Below are 16489 nucleotides of genomic sequence, written 5' to 3' on the forward strand. Positions count from 1 at the left end.
CCTTACAGGCCCAGGGACTTGCTGATGATGGTCTTCAGCACCTCGCTGGTGCCGCCGTAGATGCGGGTCACCCGCGCGTCGGCGTACAGCCGGGCGATCGGGGACTCGAGGATGTAGCCGTAGCCGCCGTGCAGTTGGAGGCAGCGGTCGACCACGCGGCCCTGCGTCTCGGTGCAGAACAGCTTGGTCTTCGCCGCGTCGGCCGGGCTCAGCTCACCGGCGACGAGCGCGCTGACGGCCGCGTCCAGCAGGGTCTGCGCCGCTTCCAACTCGGTTGCCATGGCGGCGAGTTCGAACTTCGTGTTCTGGAAGTGGGCGACCGGCTTGCCGAACACCGTGCGGTCGCGGACGTAGCCGATGGTCAGGTCGATCGCGTTGCGGGTCTGGGCGACGGCGCCGACCGCGATGGCGAGGCGCTCCTGGGCGAGGTTGCGGCCGAGGTGGGTGAAGGCGCCGCCCTCCTCGCCGAGGAGGTTGGCGGCGGGGACCCGGACGGCGTCGAAGGACAGCTCCACGGTGTCCTGGACGGCGAGGCCGATCTTCTCCAGTTTCCGCCCGACGGTGAAGCCGGGCATGCCCTTCTCCACGACGAGCAGGGAGAGGCCGGCCCGCCGGTCGTCCGGGTCGGTGGCGGTGCGGGCGACCACGATCACCAGGTCGGCGTGGTGACCGCCGGTGATGAAGGTCTTGGCGCCGTCGAGGACGAAGTGGTCGCCGTCGCGCACCGCCCGCGTCCTGATGCCGGCCAGGTCGGAGCCGGTGCCCGGTTCGCTCATCGCGATCGCGGTGTAGAGCTCGCCGGAGGCCAACCCGGGGAACCAGCGCTCCCGTTGGCCCGTGTTCGCGAGGCCCGTGAAGTACGGGACGACGATGTCGAGGTGCGTGCGCAGACCGCCGAGGGTCACACCCGCGCGGGCGCACTCCTCCTGGATGACGACGTTGAACCGGTAGTCGTCCTGGCCGCCTCCGCCGTACTCCTCGGGTATCGCCGTGCCGATGATGCCGAGCTTGCCCAGCGAGGTGAACAGTTCGCGGGGGACGAGTCCGGCGCGGCGCCAGTCCTCGTACTCCGGAAGCACCTCACGGGCGATGAAGTCGCGGACCAGCAGACGGAAGTCCTCGTGGTCCTGTGCGAACAGGGTCCGGCGCATCGAATCTCCTTCGATCGGGACCCTATTGAGTATACGTAATTAGGCTTGCTGGTCCAGAGTGATCAGCGTCTGATCAGTGCCACCATGGAATGAGTGCATCCAAATGCCGCCGCATCCGGTGGCGGGCCACGCCCGCGTCGCCCTGGACGATCGCGTCGAGGATGCGCTGGTGGACGTGGCGGACCTCGTCGGCGGCGGCGTCTCCGGGCAGCGGCCGGTCCTGGCCGGAGGCGTGCCGGCGGAACAGCTCGGTGATGATCGAGAGGAAGAGGGAGAGCACGGGGTTGTTCGCGAGGGCCGCGAGTTCGGAGTGGAACAGGTCCGCCTTGCGGAGGTCGTCGGCCGGGCCCTCGGTGGTCCAGCGGACCGCCTTGGCGAGCCGCTCGGCGACCTCGGTGTCCCCCTGCGCGTGCCGGGCGGTCACCCGGGCGACGATGCCCAGTTCGATGGCGTTGCGGACGATCCGCAGGTCGTCGGCGGTGACGCCCTGGTACTCCAGGAAGAGGGCCATGGTGTCGATGCTGGCCTGGGGTTCGGGCTCGGTGACGACGAGGCCGCCGCCGGGGCCGCGGCGCATGCGGGCGACCGAGTGGTACTCCAGCAGCCGTACGGCCTCGCGCAGTACGGCCCGGCTGATCTCGTAGCGGGCCAGCAGGTCGGTCTCCGAGCCGAGGACCATGCCGGTCTGCCAGCCGCGGGCGGCGATGTCGTCGTGGATCCGGGCGGCGACGACCTCGGCGAGCTTGGCGCGCGGGCCCTCGGACAGTTCGGGCTCGACGACGTTCCCGGAGATCCGCTGGCCGCGGCGGACCCGGTGCTTCTCGATCCAGGCGGCCACCGACTCCAGATGCACGGTCAGTTCGGTCTGCGCGCGGGCGCCGTCGTCGGCGATGACGGCGTCGACGACGGCCCGGTGCTCGCGGTGCGAGGTCTCCTTCGCCGCGTGCATCTCCGCCTTGGAGATACGGCGGGACAGGTGCGCGTACCGGGCGGTGAGGCGGGTGAGCACGTCGATGAACAGGTGCAGGACCGGGTTGCCCGACAGCTGTCCGAGCACCGGGTGCAGCGGGTCCTGCGAGTGGACGGACGGGTCGTCCCAGTGGGCGAGTTCGGACTCCAGCGTGGTCCGCAGCGTGGCGATGCCCTCCTCGGTGATCCGGTTGGCGGCGAGGCCGGCGGCGATGGGTTCGAGGAGCCGGCGGGCCTGGAGCAGGTCGGTGACGCTGGTGCCGACGTATTCGAGGTAGATCACCATGGCGCGGGTGGCCGGTCCCGCGTCGGGGGCGCTGACGATGAGGCCGCCGCCGGGGCCGCGCCGCATGCGCGCGACCTGGTGGTGCTCGACCAGTCGTACCGCCTCGCGCAGCACGGCGCGGCTGACTCCGAGCCACTCCCGCAGGTCCGTCTCGGAGCCCAGCGACTCTCCCACCGGCCAGCCCTGGCGGATCACGGACGCCTCGATGCGCTGCGCGGTCTGCGCGGCCAGCTTGCCGACCAGGGCGCCACTCTCGCCGTCGGCGGGCTCGCGGTCGACGGCAGTCGCCATGGGCCTACTCCTCTGAGGGGAATTGCGGATCCCCAGTCTATTGGGCACGGACACCCGGCACTGGCCGACAGGCCAACACCATGGTTAAAGTATACTCATTTCAAGCCGTGGCCGCAGGACGACGAGGAGCCGGCAGCGATGCGACTGGAGTCCACGCCCGAGCTGGAGGCGTTCCGGGGCAAGGTGCGCGCGTTCGTCGCGCAGCACGCCCCCGGCGTCAAGGCCCACTCCGGGGTGCGTGCACCCGATCCGACCCTGATGCCGGCGATCCGGGAGTGGACGGCAAGGCTGTTCGAGGCGGGTTTCCTCGGCATCGACTGGCCCGTCGAGTACGGCGGCCGGCCCGACGCCCACCCGCTCGAACCGTCCGTGGTGGCCGAGGAGATCGCCCGCGCCCGCACCTGGCCGCCCGTGGGCGCGGCCTCGCTCGCCTCGGCGGCGGTCATCGACTTCGGCACGGACGAGCAGCGGGCCCGTTTCCTGCCCCGCATCCGCAGCTGCGAGGACGTGTGGTGCCAGCTGTTCAGCGAGCCGGAGGCGGGCAGCGACCTGGCGGCGCTGCGGACCCGGGCACGTCTGGAGGGCGAGGGCGAGGACGCGGTGTTCGTGGTCGACGGCCAGAAGGTGTGGACGACCAACGGCCAGCACGCGGACATGGGTTACCTGCTCGCGCGCACCGATCCCGAGGCCCCGAAGCACAAGGGCATCACCGCGTTCGCCCTCGACATGCGCAGCCCGGGGGTCGACGTGCGGCCGCTGCGCGAGATCACCGGGACGACCGACTTCAACGAGGTCTTCCTGGACGGGGTCCGGATCCCGGCCGCGAATGTGATCGGCGCGGTGAACGACGGCTGGCGGGTGGCGATGAGCAGCCTCGGCCGGGAGCGCTCCGGGGTGGCGGCGCGGGGCGCCGAGCTGGCCGCCGTACTGGACGATCTGGTACGGCTGGCGGAGCGGACGCCTGGCGCGTTCGAGGATTCCGCCACCCGGCAGCGGATCGGCGAGCTCGCCGCCCGGGTCCAGGTGAACGCCGCGCTGATCGGTCTCGCCCAGTCCCGGATGCTGCACGGCACGGAAGGGCCGGCCGACGCCCTGCTCGGCAAGATCTTCTTCAGTGAACTCAACCACGACCTGGCCGACTTCGGCCTGCGGCTGCAGGGCACGGACGGCCTGCTGACCGAGGAGGACCCGGCGGCGGTGGCCGAGGGGTGGTGGCAGGACGCCCATCTGTACTCGCGGGCGTACACGATCGCCGGCGGGGCGAACGAGGTGCTGCGGACGCAGGTGGCGGAGCGGGGGCTGGGGCTTCCCCGGGAGTCGCGCTGACGGCGCGGGCGTCCAGCACCCCGGGTAAATAGACCGCCTGGTCGATAGGCGCGGGCAAATATCCGCTTCCCACTACCGGACGATTGATTGTACCGATCGGTCCACGTTATGTTTGCCCGGTCGAGCACCACGACGAGAGGCGAGGAAGCCCATGACCGAGAGCACGGCGGCAACCGCCACCACCGAGGAACCGCCGGAGTTTCCGACGCCCCGATCGAGCCAGTGCCCGTTCGCGCCGCCGCCGGAGCTGCTCAAGCTGCACGAGTCCGGCAAGGCCGTGCGGCGGGCCAGGACGTGGGACGGCACCACCCCGTGGCTCGTCACGACGCACGCCGCGCAGCGCGCGCTGATGACGGACCCGCGGCTCAGCGCCAACATCGGTGCGGACGGATACCCGCACACGACCGAGGCGATGAAGGCGCACGCGGCCGAGATGAAGCCGATGATCAACAACACCGACGGGGCCGAGCACACCCGGTGGCGCCGGATGCTCACGAATTCCTTCACCCGGAACCGGATGGAGAAGCTGCGTCCGGAGATCCAGCAGATCACCGACGACCTCATCGACAAGATGCTGGCGGGCCCCAAGCCGGTCGACCTCAACGAGGCGCTGTCGCTGCCGCTGCCGTCGCTGATGATCTGCGCGCTGCTCGGGGTGCCCTACGAGGACCACGACTTCTTCCAGGAGCACGCGGGCACCACCAACGCGCGGTTCCACACGCCCGAGCAGGCCGCCCGGGCCAACGAGGAACTGCGCGCCTACATCACGGGCCTCATCGAGGCCAAGATGGAGAACCCCGGCGAGGACGTCCTCTCCGACCTCGCCGCCAAGATCCAGGAGGGCGTGCTCGCCATGCCCGACGCGGCGGCGCTCGGGCACATCCTGCTGGTCGCCGGCCATGACACCAGCGCCAACATGATCACGCTGGGCACCGCGCTGCTGCTGGAGAACCCCGAGCAGCTCGCGCGGCTGCGGGAGCACGCCGAGGACCCGAAGTACGTGCAGAACTCCGTCGAGGAGCTGCTGCGCTACCTCACCATCCCGCATCTGCTGGCCCGGCGGGCGGTGGTCGGCGACATCGAGTTCGAGGGCGAGGTCATCCGCGCGGGCGAGGGCGTCATCGCCTCGCTGCCGGCGGCCAACTGGGACCCGGAGGCGTTCCCCGAGCCCGAGAAGCTCGACCTCACCCGCAAGGCCTCGCACCACCACGCCTTCGGCTGGGGCCCGCACCAGTGCGTCGGCCAGCAGCTGGCCCGCGTCGAGCTGACCGTCGTCTACGCCACCCTGTTCCGCCGGATCCCGACGCTGCGGCTCGCGGTCGATGTCTCGGAGCTGAAGTTCAAGGAGGACTCCCAGGCGTACGGCATCTACGAGCTGCCGGTCACCTGGTGAGCGCCACGATGAAGTCCGTCCGGACCGGTGCGAGGAACGCCGTCGAGGTGGTGGAGATCGAGCGGCCCGTCCCCGGCCCCCGGGACGCGCTGCTGCGGATCCGCGCCTGTGGCATCTGCGGCACCGACACGTTCTTCGTGCAGTCCGGCGGCACGCCCTACACCCCCGACGGCTCGGTGGTGCCGCTGCCGCTCGGGCACGAGCCGGCCGGTGAGGTCGTCGCCGTGGGCGCCGAGGTCACGGACCTGAAGGTGGGCGACCGGGTGGTCGTCAACCCGCAGGGCGCGCCGTCCGGCATCATCGGCTGCGGCGGCGAACTGGGCGGGATGGACGAGTATCTGCTCGTCGAGGACGCCGTGGTGGGCCGGAGCGTGGCGGTCTTCCCGGACGACCTGCCCTTCGACGTGGCCGCGCTGAACGAGCCGATGGCGGTGGCCCGGCACTGCGTCAACCGCTCGGAGGCGCGGCCCGGCGACAAGGTCCTCGTCTTCGGTGCCGGGCCGATCGGGCTGGGTGTCACCATCTGGCTCAAGCTGCGCGGGGTGGAGCACGTGGTCGTCGCGGACGTCGTTCCGGAGCGTCTGGAGACCGCGCTGGCCGTGGGTGCGGACGCCGTCGTCGACTCGGCGAAGGAGGAACTCACCGCGCGGCTCACGGAGTTGCACGGCGAGGCCGCCAACGCCCTGGGACAGCCCCGTCCCGGGACCGACATCTACATCGACGCGGCCGGGGTCGCCGCCGTCTTCAACGCCACCGTGGACGCCGCCAAGTGGGGCGCCAAGCTGGTCATGGTCGGCGTACAGAAGCCGTCTTCAGAGATCGACCTGGGCGGGATGCTGCGCAGCGAGCTGACGCTGATCGCCTCGCAGGGCTATCCGACCGAGATCTTCGAGGTGACGGCCGAACTCGCCGAGCACCGGGACCGGTTCGCGAAGCTGATCAGTCACCGGGTGCCGTTCGGCGAGGTGCACCGGGCCTTCGAGCTGGCGCTGACGCCCGGGGCGGCGGAGAAGGTCGTCGTCACGTTCGAGGACTGAAGCAGATTCGGAGTGGGCGGGCCCTCGGCGGGGTCCGCCCACTTCGCCTTCAGCGCAGCAGTTCCAGGATGGTGGCGTTCGCGGTGCCGCCGCCCTCGCACATGGTCTGCAGGCCGTAGCGGAGGTTCTCGCGCCGCATCTGGGCGAGCAGCCGTGTCATGAGGATGGCGCCGGAGCCGCCGAGGGGATGGCCGACGGCGATCGCGCCGCCCAGCGGGTTGAGCCGCTCGGGGTCGGCGCCGATCTCGGCGAGCCAGGCCAACGGCACCGGTGCGAAGGCCTCGTTGACCTCGTACACTCCGATGTCCTCGATGGTGAGCCCGGCGCGGCGCAGGACCTTCTCGGTCGCGGGGATCGGGCCGAGCAGCATGGTGATCGGGTCGGCGCCGCTGACCGCGCCGGTGTGGTAGCGGGCGATCGGGGTGAGGCCGAGTTCGCGGGCCTTCTCCGGGGTGGTGACGAGGAGGGCCGCGGCGCCGTCGGAGATCTGGGAGGCGTTGCCGGCGTGGATCACGCCGTCCTCCTTGAACGACGGCTTGAGCTTCGCCAGCGTCTCGACCGACGTGCCCCGCCGCAGCCCCTCGTCCACGGTGAACTTGGTGCCGTCGGCCTCGACCGGCACGACGTGGTCGTCGAAGACGCCCGCGTCGATCGCCGCGGCGGCCTTGGCGTGCGACTCGGCGGCGAACTCGTCGAGGCGGGTACGGCTCAACTCCCAGCGCTCCGCGATGAGTTCGGCGCCGACGCCCTGGCTGAACTCGAAACCGTCGTACCGGGCAATGGCTTTGGGCCCGTACGGCTGTCCCGTGGTCCGGTGCGAGCCGAGCGGCACCCGGCTCATCGTCTCGACGCCGCCCGCGACGACGATGTCGTACTGGCCGGACATCACGGCGTGCGCGGCCTGGTCGACGGCCTGCTGGCTGGAGCCGCAGGCACGGTTGACGGTGACGGCGGGGACGTGTTCGGGCCAGCCGGCGGCGAGCACGGCGAACCGGCCGACGTTGCTGGACTGGTCGCCGATCTGGGTGACACAGCCCCAGACCACGTCGTCCACCGTGCCGGGGTCGATGCCGGTGCGCTCGACGAGCGCCTTGAGCACCTCGGCCGACAGGTCCGCCGCGTGCACCGACGCCAGCGAGCCGTTGCGCTTGCCGATCGGGGTGCGTACGGCGTCGACGATGACGGCGTCTCGCATGACAACTCCTTGTTCGGGTCGGTCAGTCGGGGAGCGGTACGCCCCAGTCGCGGAACACGGCTCGGGTGTCGGCGCCGACGGGCGGCGCGTTGCGGCCGGGGCTCGACGGGGTCGCCGAGAAGCGGGGGGCGGCGGCGGGCTGGACCACTCCGTCGCGGGTGAACAGGCTTCCGCGCGCGGCGAGATGGGGGTGCGCTGCGGCCTCGGTGAGGGTCAGTACGGGTGCCACGCAGGCGTCGGTGCCCTCGAACAGCTCGGCCCATTCGTCACGGGTCCGCTCGGCGAAGCGTTTGGCGAGCGACCGCCGCAGCTCCGGCCACGTCGAGCGGTCGTGCTGCCGGTCGGGGTCCACGTCCAGGCCGAGCAGTCGTACGAGGCTGCCGTAGAACTTGCGCTCCAGGGCGCCGACGGCCACATGGCGGCCGTCCCTGGTCTCGTAGACGGCGTAGAAGGGCCAGCCGCCGTCGAAGCGGTTCACTCCGCGCTCGTCTGTCCACTCGTCGCGGGCGAGCTTGGCGAAGGTGCTGGCGAGGAGGTGGGCGGTGCCGTCGACGATGGCCGCGTCGACGACCTGGCCCTGGCCGGTGCGGGCGACCGCGTGCAGGGCGGCGAGCACGCCGATCACGAGGTAGCAGCCGCCGCCGCCGAAGTCGCCGACGAGGTTGAGCGGGATCTGGGGTGGGCCGTCGGGGTCGCCGATGGCGCCGAGGGCGCCGGTCAGCGCGATGTAGGTGAGGTCGTGTCCGGCCGCGGCAGCCAAGGGGCCGTTCTGGCCCCAGCCGGTCATCCGGCCGTAGACCAGGCGGGGGTTGCGGGCGAGGCAGTCGTGCGGGCCGATACCGAGCCGCTCGGTGACGCCGGGGCGGAAGCCCTCGGTCAACACGTCTGCCCGCTCGACGAGTTGGAGGAGGGCGGTGGTCGCGGACGGGTCCTTGAGATCGAGTACGACGGACCGCTTGCCCCGGTTGAGCACGTCCGCCGGCCCGCCCGCGTCGGGTTCACCGGCCCGCCCGGGCCGGTCGACACGGACGACCTCCGCGCCCAGGTCGGCCAGGAGCATCCCGGCGAAGGGACCGGGGCCGATGCCACCGAGTTCGAGGACACGGACGCCGGCGAGGGGTCCATCCCCCATGCTCAGCGTCCCTTCCAGACCGGCGCCCGCTTCTCCGCGAACGCCACCGCGCCCTCCTTCGCGTCCTCGGACTGGAAGACCGGCTCGGCGATGTCGAACTGCTTGCCCCAGGCCTCCTCCAGGGTCCAGTCCGCGGTCGAGCGGGCGATCTCCTTGGTCGCCGCGACCGCCAGGGGGCCGTTCGCCGCGATGGTCCCGGCGAGTTCCAGGGCCCCTTCGAGCGCCCCGCCCTCGTCGGTGAGCCGGTTGATCAGACCGTACGCGGCGGCCCGTTCGGCGTCGATCGGCTGACCGGTGAGCAGGAGCTCCACGGCGATGGCGTACGGGATCCTGCGCGGCAGATGGAGCGCGGCACCGGCGCGGGCGACCAGCGACCGGGTCACCTCGGGCACGCCCAGCCGTGCCGTGCGGGCGGCGACGACCAGGTCGCAGGCCAGCAGGAGTTCGAAGCCGCCGGCCAGGGCCCAGCCCTCGACGGCGGCGATCAGCGGCTTGCGCGGCGGGGTCATGCTGATCCCGCACAGGCCCCGTCCCTCGATCGCGGGCGTCTCCCCGCGCAGCCACGCCTTGAGGTCCATCCCGGCCGAGAAGGTCCCGCCCGCTCCGGTGAGCACGCCGACCCGCAGCTCGTCCGACTCGTCGAGCTCGTCCACCGCGGCCGCCACTCCGTCGGCCACCGCCCTGTCCAGCGCGTTCTTCACCGTCGGGCGGTTGATCGTGATGACCTGGACCGCGCCACGGCGTTCCACCAGCACCTCGTCGGACACGCCTACCTCCTCGCTTCGTGCTGTTGCTCGCCGGTCACGGCGAATCGGGTCAGTTCATGGGCGACCATGCCGTCGAGGTCGGCGGCGGGCGGCGCCGGGAGTTCGACGGGGCGGTGGCGGGTCGGCAGCAGGACGACGGCCGTGCCCGGGGTGGTGACCTCGCCGCGCTGGTTCTCGCACCGCACGTCGACGTCCACCTCGTATCGGCCGTCGGTCTCCCGTTTGCCGACGACCGTGCCGCGCACCCACGTCGTGTCGCCGAGATAGTTGAACTTGCGGTGCTCGCAGCGGAGTTTCCACAGCCAGCCGTCGTCGCCCATCCAGTCGGTGAGCAGATGGCACAGCCAGGTCTCGCGCATACCGCCGTAGTCGTAGGGGTTCGGCAGGCCCAACTCCCTTGCCCGTTCCGGCTCCCAGTGCAGGCGCTGCACGGTGTCGGGGATGTTCATGGGGTTCGGCGGGTACAGGCCGGGCGCCTTGCGCCGGACCTTCGCCGCGATCCCGAACGCCCCGGGCGGGGTGAGCTGCATGCCCCAGCCCAGATGCCAGACGACCACGTCGGTGGTGGTCAACGGGCCCTTCACACGGGGCTGGAGCTCGTCCCCGATCTCGACGTCCTCCCAGTACCGCGGCTCGGCACCGCGCCGGGTCTCGGCCGCGTAGGCGGCGTCGATCGCGGCCAACTGCTCCTCCGTATAAGGCTGTTGGACGAGAGCCTCCTTGGCCTTCTTCTTCGAGGTGTGCCGCTCGGCGTTGATCCAGGTGCCCCGCCGCAGCGCGTGCATCTCGCCGCGCCCGTTGGCGTAGAGGTAGTCGCGGACCACGTGTGCGGTGCGCCCGCCGAAGCTGCTGGGCTTGAGGTGCACGCCCACCTGGGTCTGCAACACCCGGCAGCGGTCGCCGAGTTGGAGCGGGCGCCACCACTCGAACTCCATCACCGCCTGGTAGGAGCCGAGCCCGGCGAAGGGGTCGCCCCTGAGCAGCGCCTTGGTCTCCGGGTCGGGCTTCGGGGCGGCGTCCTCCCCCATCGTGTAGAGGAAGGTGGGCGGGGCGACGAGCGAACCCCAGCGGGTTTTGGCCGCGTGGTCCGGGTCGCAGTACAGGGGGTTGTCGTCGCCGTAGCCGTACGCGAAGTGGCGTACGCCGTCCCGGGTCACCTCGTAGTTGTGCGGCGGGTTGCGCTGGGGCTCGGGGATGCCGAGGCGGCGGCGGGAGCGCTCGACCGCCTCGTCGGTCAGGACGCCGAACCGCTCCTTGGTCTCCGTCACCGCTGTTCCTCCTTCTGTCCCAGCCGGTCGCGGACCAGGCCCAGCAGTTCCACGCGGCTCACCTTGCTCGACGGGGTGCGGGGCAGGGCTTCCAGGACGACGATGTGCGCCGGGACCTCGTACGGGGTCAGGCGCGAGCGGCACAGCGCGGTCAACTCGGCTGGCTCCGGCGCGAGTCGGTCCGGCTCCACCTCCACGGCCGCGACCGGCACCTCGCCGAGGCGGGAGTCCGGGAGCCCTGCCACGGCCGCCTCCCGTACGGCCGGGTGCGACTCCAGTACGCGTTTGACGGTCTCCGGCTGCACCTTGAAGCCGCCCCGTATGATGGCGTCGTCCGCGCGCCCCTCGATCCAGACGAACCGGTCGGCGTCGATGCGGGCGAGGTCGCTGGTCCGCGTCCACGCCCGGCCGCCCCGGGTGCTCTGCTCGGTACGGACCTCCAGTCGGCCGGTCCTGCCGACGGGCAGCTCGGTCCCGTCGTCGCCGGTCACCCGCAGTTCCACCCCGTCGAAGGCCCGCCCGGCGCTGCCCGCCTTGCGCTGCCACCACCGGTCGTGCAGGGGCAGCGTCCAGCCGACCACCGCACCGGCGAACTCCGTCGCCCCGTAGGTCATCAGGACGGGGATGCCGTACGTCCGGAAGAAGGCGTCGGCGAGTTCGGCCGGGCAGGGCGCGGTACCGGAGGTGACGACCTGGAGGCTGGCCAGCCGTTCCTTCGGCACGCCCGCGTCGAGCACCGAGCGGATCGCCGCCGGCACCAGGCTCGCCGCCCGCAGCCGGTGCTCCTCGACTGCCCTCACCCAGGGTTCGACGGCGAACTTGGGCATCAGGATCATGCGGCGCCCGGTGGCGAGACAGCCGAGCGCCCGCCACAGTCCGCCGATGTGCACGAGCGGTGCGGCCACGAGCGCGGCCGAGGAGGACAGCAGCCGCTCGGCCTTCGGGATCTGCCCGCCGGACACCAGGGCCTGGTCGAGCTGGCCGGTGCGCAGGTGGACGCGTTTCGGGGGGCCGGTGGTGCCGGAGGTGAGCATCTCCACGGCGACACCGGGGTTGCCGGGGGCGTCGGCGGGTGCCGTACCGCCGACGTGCTGCACGGTGCCGTCCGCGCCGAGTTCCAGGGCCGCCCCATGGGCGGTGACGGCCGCCAACACGCCCTCGCGGGCGAGGGGTTCGGTGCCGGCGACGACGACGGGCGGCTCGCAGCGGGCGATGTCGGCGGCGAGGCGCGCGGCCGGCTGCAGCGGGCTGAGCATCACCAGGCAGCGTCCGGACGCGATCACGGCGGCGACCACGGCGACGTGTTCGGGCCGGTTCTCCAGTACGACCCCGACGCGGGCGCCGGCGTCCAGGCCCGCCGCGTCCAGGGCGTCGGTGACCTGCCGGGCGGTCTTCTGGACCTGGCCCCAGGTCCACCACTCGCCCTGGTGCTCGATCGCCTCGGCGTCGGCGGCCGCTTCGGTCAGCAGCCGGGACAGGCGGTCGCGAATTCCCACGTACTCAGCCTTTCGTCGCGGTGGCCGGAGAGATTCGACCAGCTCGGCCAGCCGCCCGCGGTGCGTCGCCGGGCTGCCGAAGAGCTGCTCGGAGGACTTCGCGCGCTTGAGGTGGAGGTGCGCGTCGTGCTCCCACGTGTAGCCGATGCCGCCGTGGATCTGGATGTTCTCCTTGGCGGCGTGGGTGTGGGCGTCCGCGCAGCAGGCGGCGGCGAGCGCGGCGGAGACCGGCAGTTCGTCCGGGGTGTCGGCGGCCACGGACAGCGCGTGGTACGCCGCCGACCGCGCGGCCTCGACCTTCAGCAGCATGTCGGCGCACTTGTGCTTGATCGCCTGGAAGGACCCGATGGGCCGGCCGAACTGCACCCGGGTCTTCGCGTACTCCACGGACGCGTCCAGACAGGCCTGCGCCCCGCCGACCTGTTCGGCGGCCAGCGCGACGGCCGCGAGATCGGTGACCGTGCGCAGATAGGCGGTGGCGTCCCCCTCGGGGCCGACCCGGGTGGCCGGAGCGCCGTCGAGGTCGACGCGCGCGAGCCGTCTCGTGGGGTCGAGCGTCTCCAGGCGGGCGCGGGAGACACCGGTCGTCGTGCCCTCCACGGCGTACAGACCAGGGCCTGCATCGGAACGGGCCACGACGAGGAGCAGGTCGGCGCTGTGGCCGTCGATCACGAACATCTTGGTGCCCGACACCCGCCAGCCGGCGTCACCGTGGATGGCCTCGGCCGTGACGTCGCCGATGTTCCACGACCCGCTCTCCTCGGCCAGCGCGAGCGTGCCGGTGAGCGAGCCGTCGGCGATCGCGGGCAGCCAGCGGGCCTTCGCCGTCTCGTCGCCGGACGCGGCGAGGGCCTGTCCGGCGAGGGCCACGGTGGCGAAGTAGGGCGAGGGCAGCAGGGCCCGCCCCAGCTCCTCCAGGACGATGCCCAACTCGACCGGGCCGCCGCCGAAACCGCCGTACTCCTGGGGCAACGGCAGTCCGTGCAGGCCGAGTTGACCGGCCATCTGCCGCCAGAGCAGCGGGTCGTGGCCCTCTTCGGAGTCCATGGCCCTGCGGACCGCCTCGCTCGGTGCCTTGTCCGTGAGGAAGCGGCGCAGGGTCGAGCGGAGTGCCGTGTGCTCGTCGGTGAACGTCAGTGCCACGTCGGCGCCTTCGAGCGGAGGTAGGCGTCGAGGTCCGGGATCCGGGCCCGGTCCACGATCTCGATCCGTATGCCGGACGGGGCGAGGTGGTAGGCGAAGATCGACGGTTCGCCGTCGACGATCGCGCACGCCTCCAGGGCGAAGCCGGACTCCTCCAGGCGTTTCGACGTCGTCGTGACGTCGTCGCAGAAGTAGCCGAGGTGGTGGGTGGCGATGTGCTCGGTCGCCGTCCACGGGGTCCCGGGGATCTCCTGTACGAGTTCGATGTGCGGGGCGTCCAGGGAGTAGGCGTAGCGCAGGTCCAGCACCCGCTCGCCGTCGGCCAGCCGGACCGGAAGCCGTGCGGAGAGGGTCTCGGTCCACCGGTATCCGGCGACCTCGGTCATCCGGGCCTTCCAGATCTCCAGGTCCGGGACGACGATGCCGGTGTGGTAGAGATCCGCCGCGTCGAGGGGAGGGGTCGTGAGGCGAGGGGTCATGCCCGTCACCACTCCAGACGCAGCGACTTGATGCCGTACATGTTGCCGTGCTGCCACAGCTCCTGGCCGTCGGCGATGCGGTAGTCGGGGATGCGGCGGTGCCACTCCTCGACGGCCACGTTGAGTTCGAGGCGGGCCAGGTGCGAGCCGAGGCAGCGGTGCGGGCCCGAGCCGAAGGCGATGTGGTTGGTGGCCTTTCGGTGCAGGTCCACCTCCAGCGGGTGGTCGTAGCGCTCGGGGTCGCGGTTGGCGACCACGATCGGCAGCATCACCATCTCGCCGGCCTTGACCGGACAGCCGCCGATCTCGACGTCCCGGGTCGCCTTGCGCGCCGGGACGACGGGTGAGTACACGCGGAGGATCTCCTCGACGCCGGTCGCGATGAGGGAGGGGTCGGCGACGATCTCCGCGCGCTGCTCGGGGTGCGAGGCGAAGTGGTAGAGCGCCCAGCCGACGGAGATCGGGACCGTGTCGAAGCCCGCCTGGAACATCAGGACGCAGAAGGCGAGCATGTCCCGGTCGTCGATCGGTTCGCCGTCGATCGTCCAGGCCATCGCGGTGGACAGCAGGTCGTCGCGCGGTGCCTTGCGGCGCAGGGCGATCTGCTCCTCGAAGTAGGCCGACACCTCCGCCATGGCGGTCAACTGCCGGGCGCCGTCCGGGTCTTCGCGGTGCGAGAGGTGCAGCAGTTCGTGGGTCCAGGCGAGGAAGGTCTCGAGGTCCTCCTCCGGCAGGCCCATCAGGCGCATGAAGATCAGGGTCGGGAAGCGGCGCGCGAACTCGTCGAGCACCTCGGCGCTGTCGCGGGTCCGCAGCTCGTCGATCATCTCGCCCGCGACCTGGCGGACCTCCGGCTCCCGGGCGGCGACGGCGCCCGGGGAGAAGAAGCGGCCCAGCAGGCGCCGCCACACGGAGTGCGTGGGCGGGTCCAGCATCTCGGGGATCCACAGGAACTTGGGGTCGGGTTCCAGCACGGTCACGGACGTGCTGGAGAAGGTCCGCCAGTCCTGGAGCGCCTGCTGTACGGCGGGGCCGTCCGTGACGACCCAGAAGCCTCGCGCGACGGTGGAGCGGAAGCCGCCGTGCGTGCCGGCCATCTCGTCCCAGCGCTCGTGGTGGCTGAGGACCGGGCCGCCGAGCCGGTTGTCGAAGCGGTAGGCGGGCAGGCCCGCGTGGGTTCCCTCGGGTTCGAGCGTCGTACTCATCACGGCTCCTCTCGTCGTACGTCGGTCAGGTCGCCGCGCCGTCGATCTTCAGGGCGATCAGCTCCTCGTCGCCGAGGCCGAGGGAGCGCAGGACCTCGTCGGTGTGTTCCGCGAACTGGGGTGCCCGGGTGAGGTCGACCGGGGTCTCGTCGAACTGGACGGGGTTCGCGACCAGTTCGCGGTCGACGCCGTCGGCGTCCACGACGGGGGCGATGAGACCGTTGGCCCGCAGGGCGGGGTCCTGGCCGACCTCCCAGGCGTTCTGCACGGCCGCCCACTGGCCCTCGCCGCGGGCGAGGATCGCGGCCCACTCGTCGTAGGGCCGGGACGCGATGATCCCGGCGACGAGGTCGGCCGCCTCGGCCGCGTTGGCCATCAGCTTCTCGGTGCTGTCGAAGCGTTCGTCGGCGGCGAGTTCCTCGCGGCCGGCCAGCTTGCAGAACTCGCCCCAGTACCGGCCCGGTTGCAGCATGGACAGCTCGATCCAGCGGCCGTCGGCGGTGAGGTAGGCCCCGATCAGCGGGTTGGTGGCCGAGCCGTACCGGGGCGCGGTGGCCACGGGGAGCGGGCCGCCGTTCAGCAGGGCCAGGTTGACCGTGAACTGTGTCGCCCAGGCGCCGACGCCGATCAGCGACACGTCCACCACGGACGGCTCGCCGGTGGTGGCCCGGGAGTACAGGGCGGCGGCGATGCCTCCGGCGATGGTCATGCCGCCCATCGAGTCGCCGTAGGCACCGGCGGGCATCCGGGTCATCCGCTCCGCGCCGGGCGGGGTGACGCCGGCGGCGCTGCCGCCGCGTGCCCAGAAGGCCGTGCTGTCGTAGCCGCCCTTGCCGGCCTCCTCGCCGCGGACGCCGAAGCCGCTGCCGCGGACGTAGATGATGTCCGGATTGATCGCCCGGACGTCCTCCAGGTCGATGCGCAGCTTCGCCCGCGCCTCGGGCAGGAAGTTGGTCAGGAACACGTCGCTGCGGCGGATCAGCTCCTCAAGGACCGGCCGAGCGGACGGCCTCTCCAGGGCCAGGCCCACGCTGCGCTTGCCGCGGTTGGGCCCCTCCATGATCGGGAAGAAGGACGACCCCTCGCTGGCGGTGGCGTAGCCGAGCACCCGGCTCAGCCCGCGCTGGCCGTCGCCCCGTTCGGCGTGCTCGATCTTGATCACGTCGGCACCCCAGTCGGCGAGCACGGCACCCGCCGCCGGGACGAAGGTGAACTGGGCGACTTCGAGCACCCGTACGCCCTCCATCGGCCTCTGCATCCGACCAACACCTCCACGGCTCAGGCTATTGCGCATACCCAATGCGCCGAGTCTGCCCCTGAGTATGGACCGTGAGCCTCAAAAAGTATACTG

The 16489-nt window shown here is 71.7% G+C and carries 13 protein-coding genes and 1 pseudogene; 3 read left to right on the plus strand and 11 right to left on the minus strand.

Annotated features, from left to right (window positions below):
* Nucleotides 1-2 precede the first annotated feature (2 nt).
* Together ABZ848_RS09785 and ABZ848_RS09790 are read right to left on the minus strand one after the other, a co-directional pair.
* Nucleotides 3-1151, minus strand: coding sequence for an acyl-CoA dehydrogenase family protein (locus tag ABZ848_RS09785; RefSeq protein ID WP_360828079.1), 1149 nt, complete (start codon nucleotides 1149-1151; stop codon nucleotides 3-5).
* A gap of 73 nt (nucleotides 1152-1224) precedes the next feature.
* Entirely contained in the window at nucleotides 1225-2697 is a 1473-nt protein-coding gene (locus tag ABZ848_RS09790; protein ID WP_360828082.1) for an FCD domain-containing protein, read from the minus strand.
* 138 nt (nucleotides 2698-2835) lie between these two features.
* On the opposite strand from ABZ848_RS09790, the gene ABZ848_RS09795 reads away from it, so the two are divergent.
* The 3 genes from ABZ848_RS09795 (at nucleotide 2836) to ABZ848_RS09805 (ending at nucleotide 6453) form a co-directional block, all read left to right on the plus strand.
* Complete coding sequence (locus ABZ848_RS09795) at nucleotides 2836-4023, plus strand: acyl-CoA dehydrogenase family protein (RefSeq protein WP_360828085.1); 1188 nt, start codon at nucleotides 2836-2838, stop codon at nucleotides 4021-4023.
* Between the two features lie 151 nt (nucleotides 4024-4174).
* Nucleotides 4175-5416, plus strand: a complete 1242-nt coding sequence (locus ABZ848_RS09800; RefSeq protein WP_360828088.1) for a cytochrome P450 — start codon at nucleotides 4175-4177, stop codon at nucleotides 5414-5416.
* An 8-nt stretch (nucleotides 5417-5424) separates the two neighbouring features.
* Nucleotides 5425-6453, plus strand: coding sequence for a zinc-binding dehydrogenase (locus tag ABZ848_RS09805; protein ID WP_360828625.1), 1029 nt, complete (start codon nucleotides 5425-5427; stop codon nucleotides 6451-6453).
* A gap of 49 nt (nucleotides 6454-6502) precedes the next feature.
* Here the strand turns inward: ABZ848_RS09805 and ABZ848_RS09810 are convergent, their stop codons facing one another.
* The 9 genes and pseudogenes from ABZ848_RS09810 to ABZ848_RS09850 form a co-directional block, all read right to left on the minus strand.
* Nucleotides 6503-7648 (minus strand): thiolase family protein, encoded by a 1146-nt coding sequence (locus tag ABZ848_RS09810; RefSeq protein ID WP_360828091.1) that lies wholly within the window; start codon nucleotides 7646-7648, stop codon nucleotides 6503-6505.
* Between the two features lie 22 nt (nucleotides 7649-7670).
* A complete protein-coding gene (locus tag ABZ848_RS09815) occupies nucleotides 7671-8780 on the minus strand; it encodes a CaiB/BaiF CoA-transferase family protein (protein ID WP_360828094.1) in 1110 nt (369 codons plus the stop codon).
* 2 nt (nucleotides 8781-8782) lie between these two features.
* Nucleotides 8783-9547, minus strand: coding sequence for a crotonase/enoyl-CoA hydratase family protein (locus tag ABZ848_RS09820; protein WP_360828097.1), 765 nt, complete (start codon nucleotides 9545-9547; stop codon nucleotides 8783-8785).
* A gap of 2 nt (nucleotides 9548-9549) precedes the next feature.
* Nucleotides 9550-10815, minus strand: coding sequence for a MaoC family dehydratase N-terminal domain-containing protein (locus ABZ848_RS09825; protein WP_360828100.1), 1266 nt, complete (start codon nucleotides 10813-10815; stop codon nucleotides 9550-9552).
* Nucleotides 10812-12311 (minus strand): fatty acid--CoA ligase family protein, encoded by a 1500-nt coding sequence (locus ABZ848_RS09830; protein WP_360828628.1) that lies wholly within the window; start codon nucleotides 12309-12311, stop codon nucleotides 10812-10814. Before ABZ848_RS09830 ends, ABZ848_RS09825 begins: the two co-directional genes overlap by 4 nt.
* Nucleotides 12312-12347: 36 nt before the next feature.
* Nucleotides 12348-13454, minus strand: a pseudogene (locus tag ABZ848_RS09835) (acyl-CoA dehydrogenase family protein); the annotation flags it as partial.
* The gene (locus ABZ848_RS09840) at nucleotides 13445-13933 is read right to left on the minus strand and encodes a VOC family protein (RefSeq protein WP_360828102.1); all 489 of its coding nucleotides are present in this window, start codon (nucleotides 13931-13933) and stop codon (nucleotides 13445-13447) included. The pseudogene ABZ848_RS09835 and the gene ABZ848_RS09840, both read right to left, overlap by 10 nt.
* A gap of 5 nt (nucleotides 13934-13938) precedes the next feature.
* Nucleotides 13939-15138 (minus strand): cytochrome P450, encoded by a 1200-nt coding sequence (locus tag ABZ848_RS09845; RefSeq protein WP_360828105.1) that lies wholly within the window; start codon nucleotides 15136-15138, stop codon nucleotides 13939-13941.
* A 25-nt stretch (nucleotides 15139-15163) separates the two neighbouring features.
* Complete coding sequence (locus tag ABZ848_RS09850; protein WP_360828108.1) at nucleotides 15164-16396, minus strand: CoA transferase; 1233 nt, start codon at nucleotides 16394-16396, stop codon at nucleotides 15164-15166.
* Nucleotides 16397-16489: the final 93 nt, after the last annotated feature.

The organism is Streptomyces sp. NPDC047081 (assembly GCF_040643775.1).
In the GTDB taxonomy this organism is placed as follows: Bacteria; Actinomycetota; Actinomycetes; order Streptomycetales; family Streptomycetaceae; genus Streptomyces.

Bases quoted from the DNA above. Each gene is read 5' to 3' on its own strand.
- ABZ848_RS09785 (WP_360828079.1), bottom strand. From the start codon at position 1,151: ATGCGCCGGACCCTGTTCGCACAGGACCACGAGGACTTCCGTCTGCTG.
- ABZ848_RS09790 (WP_360828082.1), bottom strand. From the start codon at position 2,697: ATGGCGACTGCCGTCGACCGCGAGCCCGCCGACGGCGAGAGTGGCGCC.
- ABZ848_RS09795 (WP_360828085.1), top strand. From the start codon at position 2,836: ATGCGACTGGAGTCCACGCCCGAGCTGGAGGCGTTCCGGGGCAAGGTG.
- ABZ848_RS09800 (WP_360828088.1), top strand. From the start codon at position 4,175: ATGACCGAGAGCACGGCGGCAACCGCCACCACCGAGGAACCGCCGGAG.
- ABZ848_RS09805 (WP_360828625.1), top strand. From the start codon at position 5,425: ATGAAGTCCGTCCGGACCGGTGCGAGGAACGCCGTCGAGGTGGTGGAG.
- ABZ848_RS09810 (WP_360828091.1), bottom strand. From the start codon at position 7,648: ATGCGAGACGCCGTCATCGTCGACGCCGTACGCACCCCGATCGGCAAG.
- ABZ848_RS09815 (WP_360828094.1), bottom strand. From the start codon at position 8,780: ATGGGGGATGGACCCCTCGCCGGCGTCCGTGTCCTCGAACTCGGTGGC.
- ABZ848_RS09840 (WP_360828102.1), bottom strand. From the start codon at position 13,933: ATGACCCCTCGCCTCACGACCCCTCCCCTCGACGCGGCGGATCTCTAC.
- ABZ848_RS09845 (WP_360828105.1), bottom strand. From the start codon at position 15,138: ATGAGTACGACGCTCGAACCCGAGGGAACCCACGCGGGCCTGCCCGCC.
- ABZ848_RS09850 (WP_360828108.1), bottom strand. From the start codon at position 16,396: ATGCAGAGGCCGATGGAGGGCGTACGGGTGCTCGAAGTCGCCCAGTTC.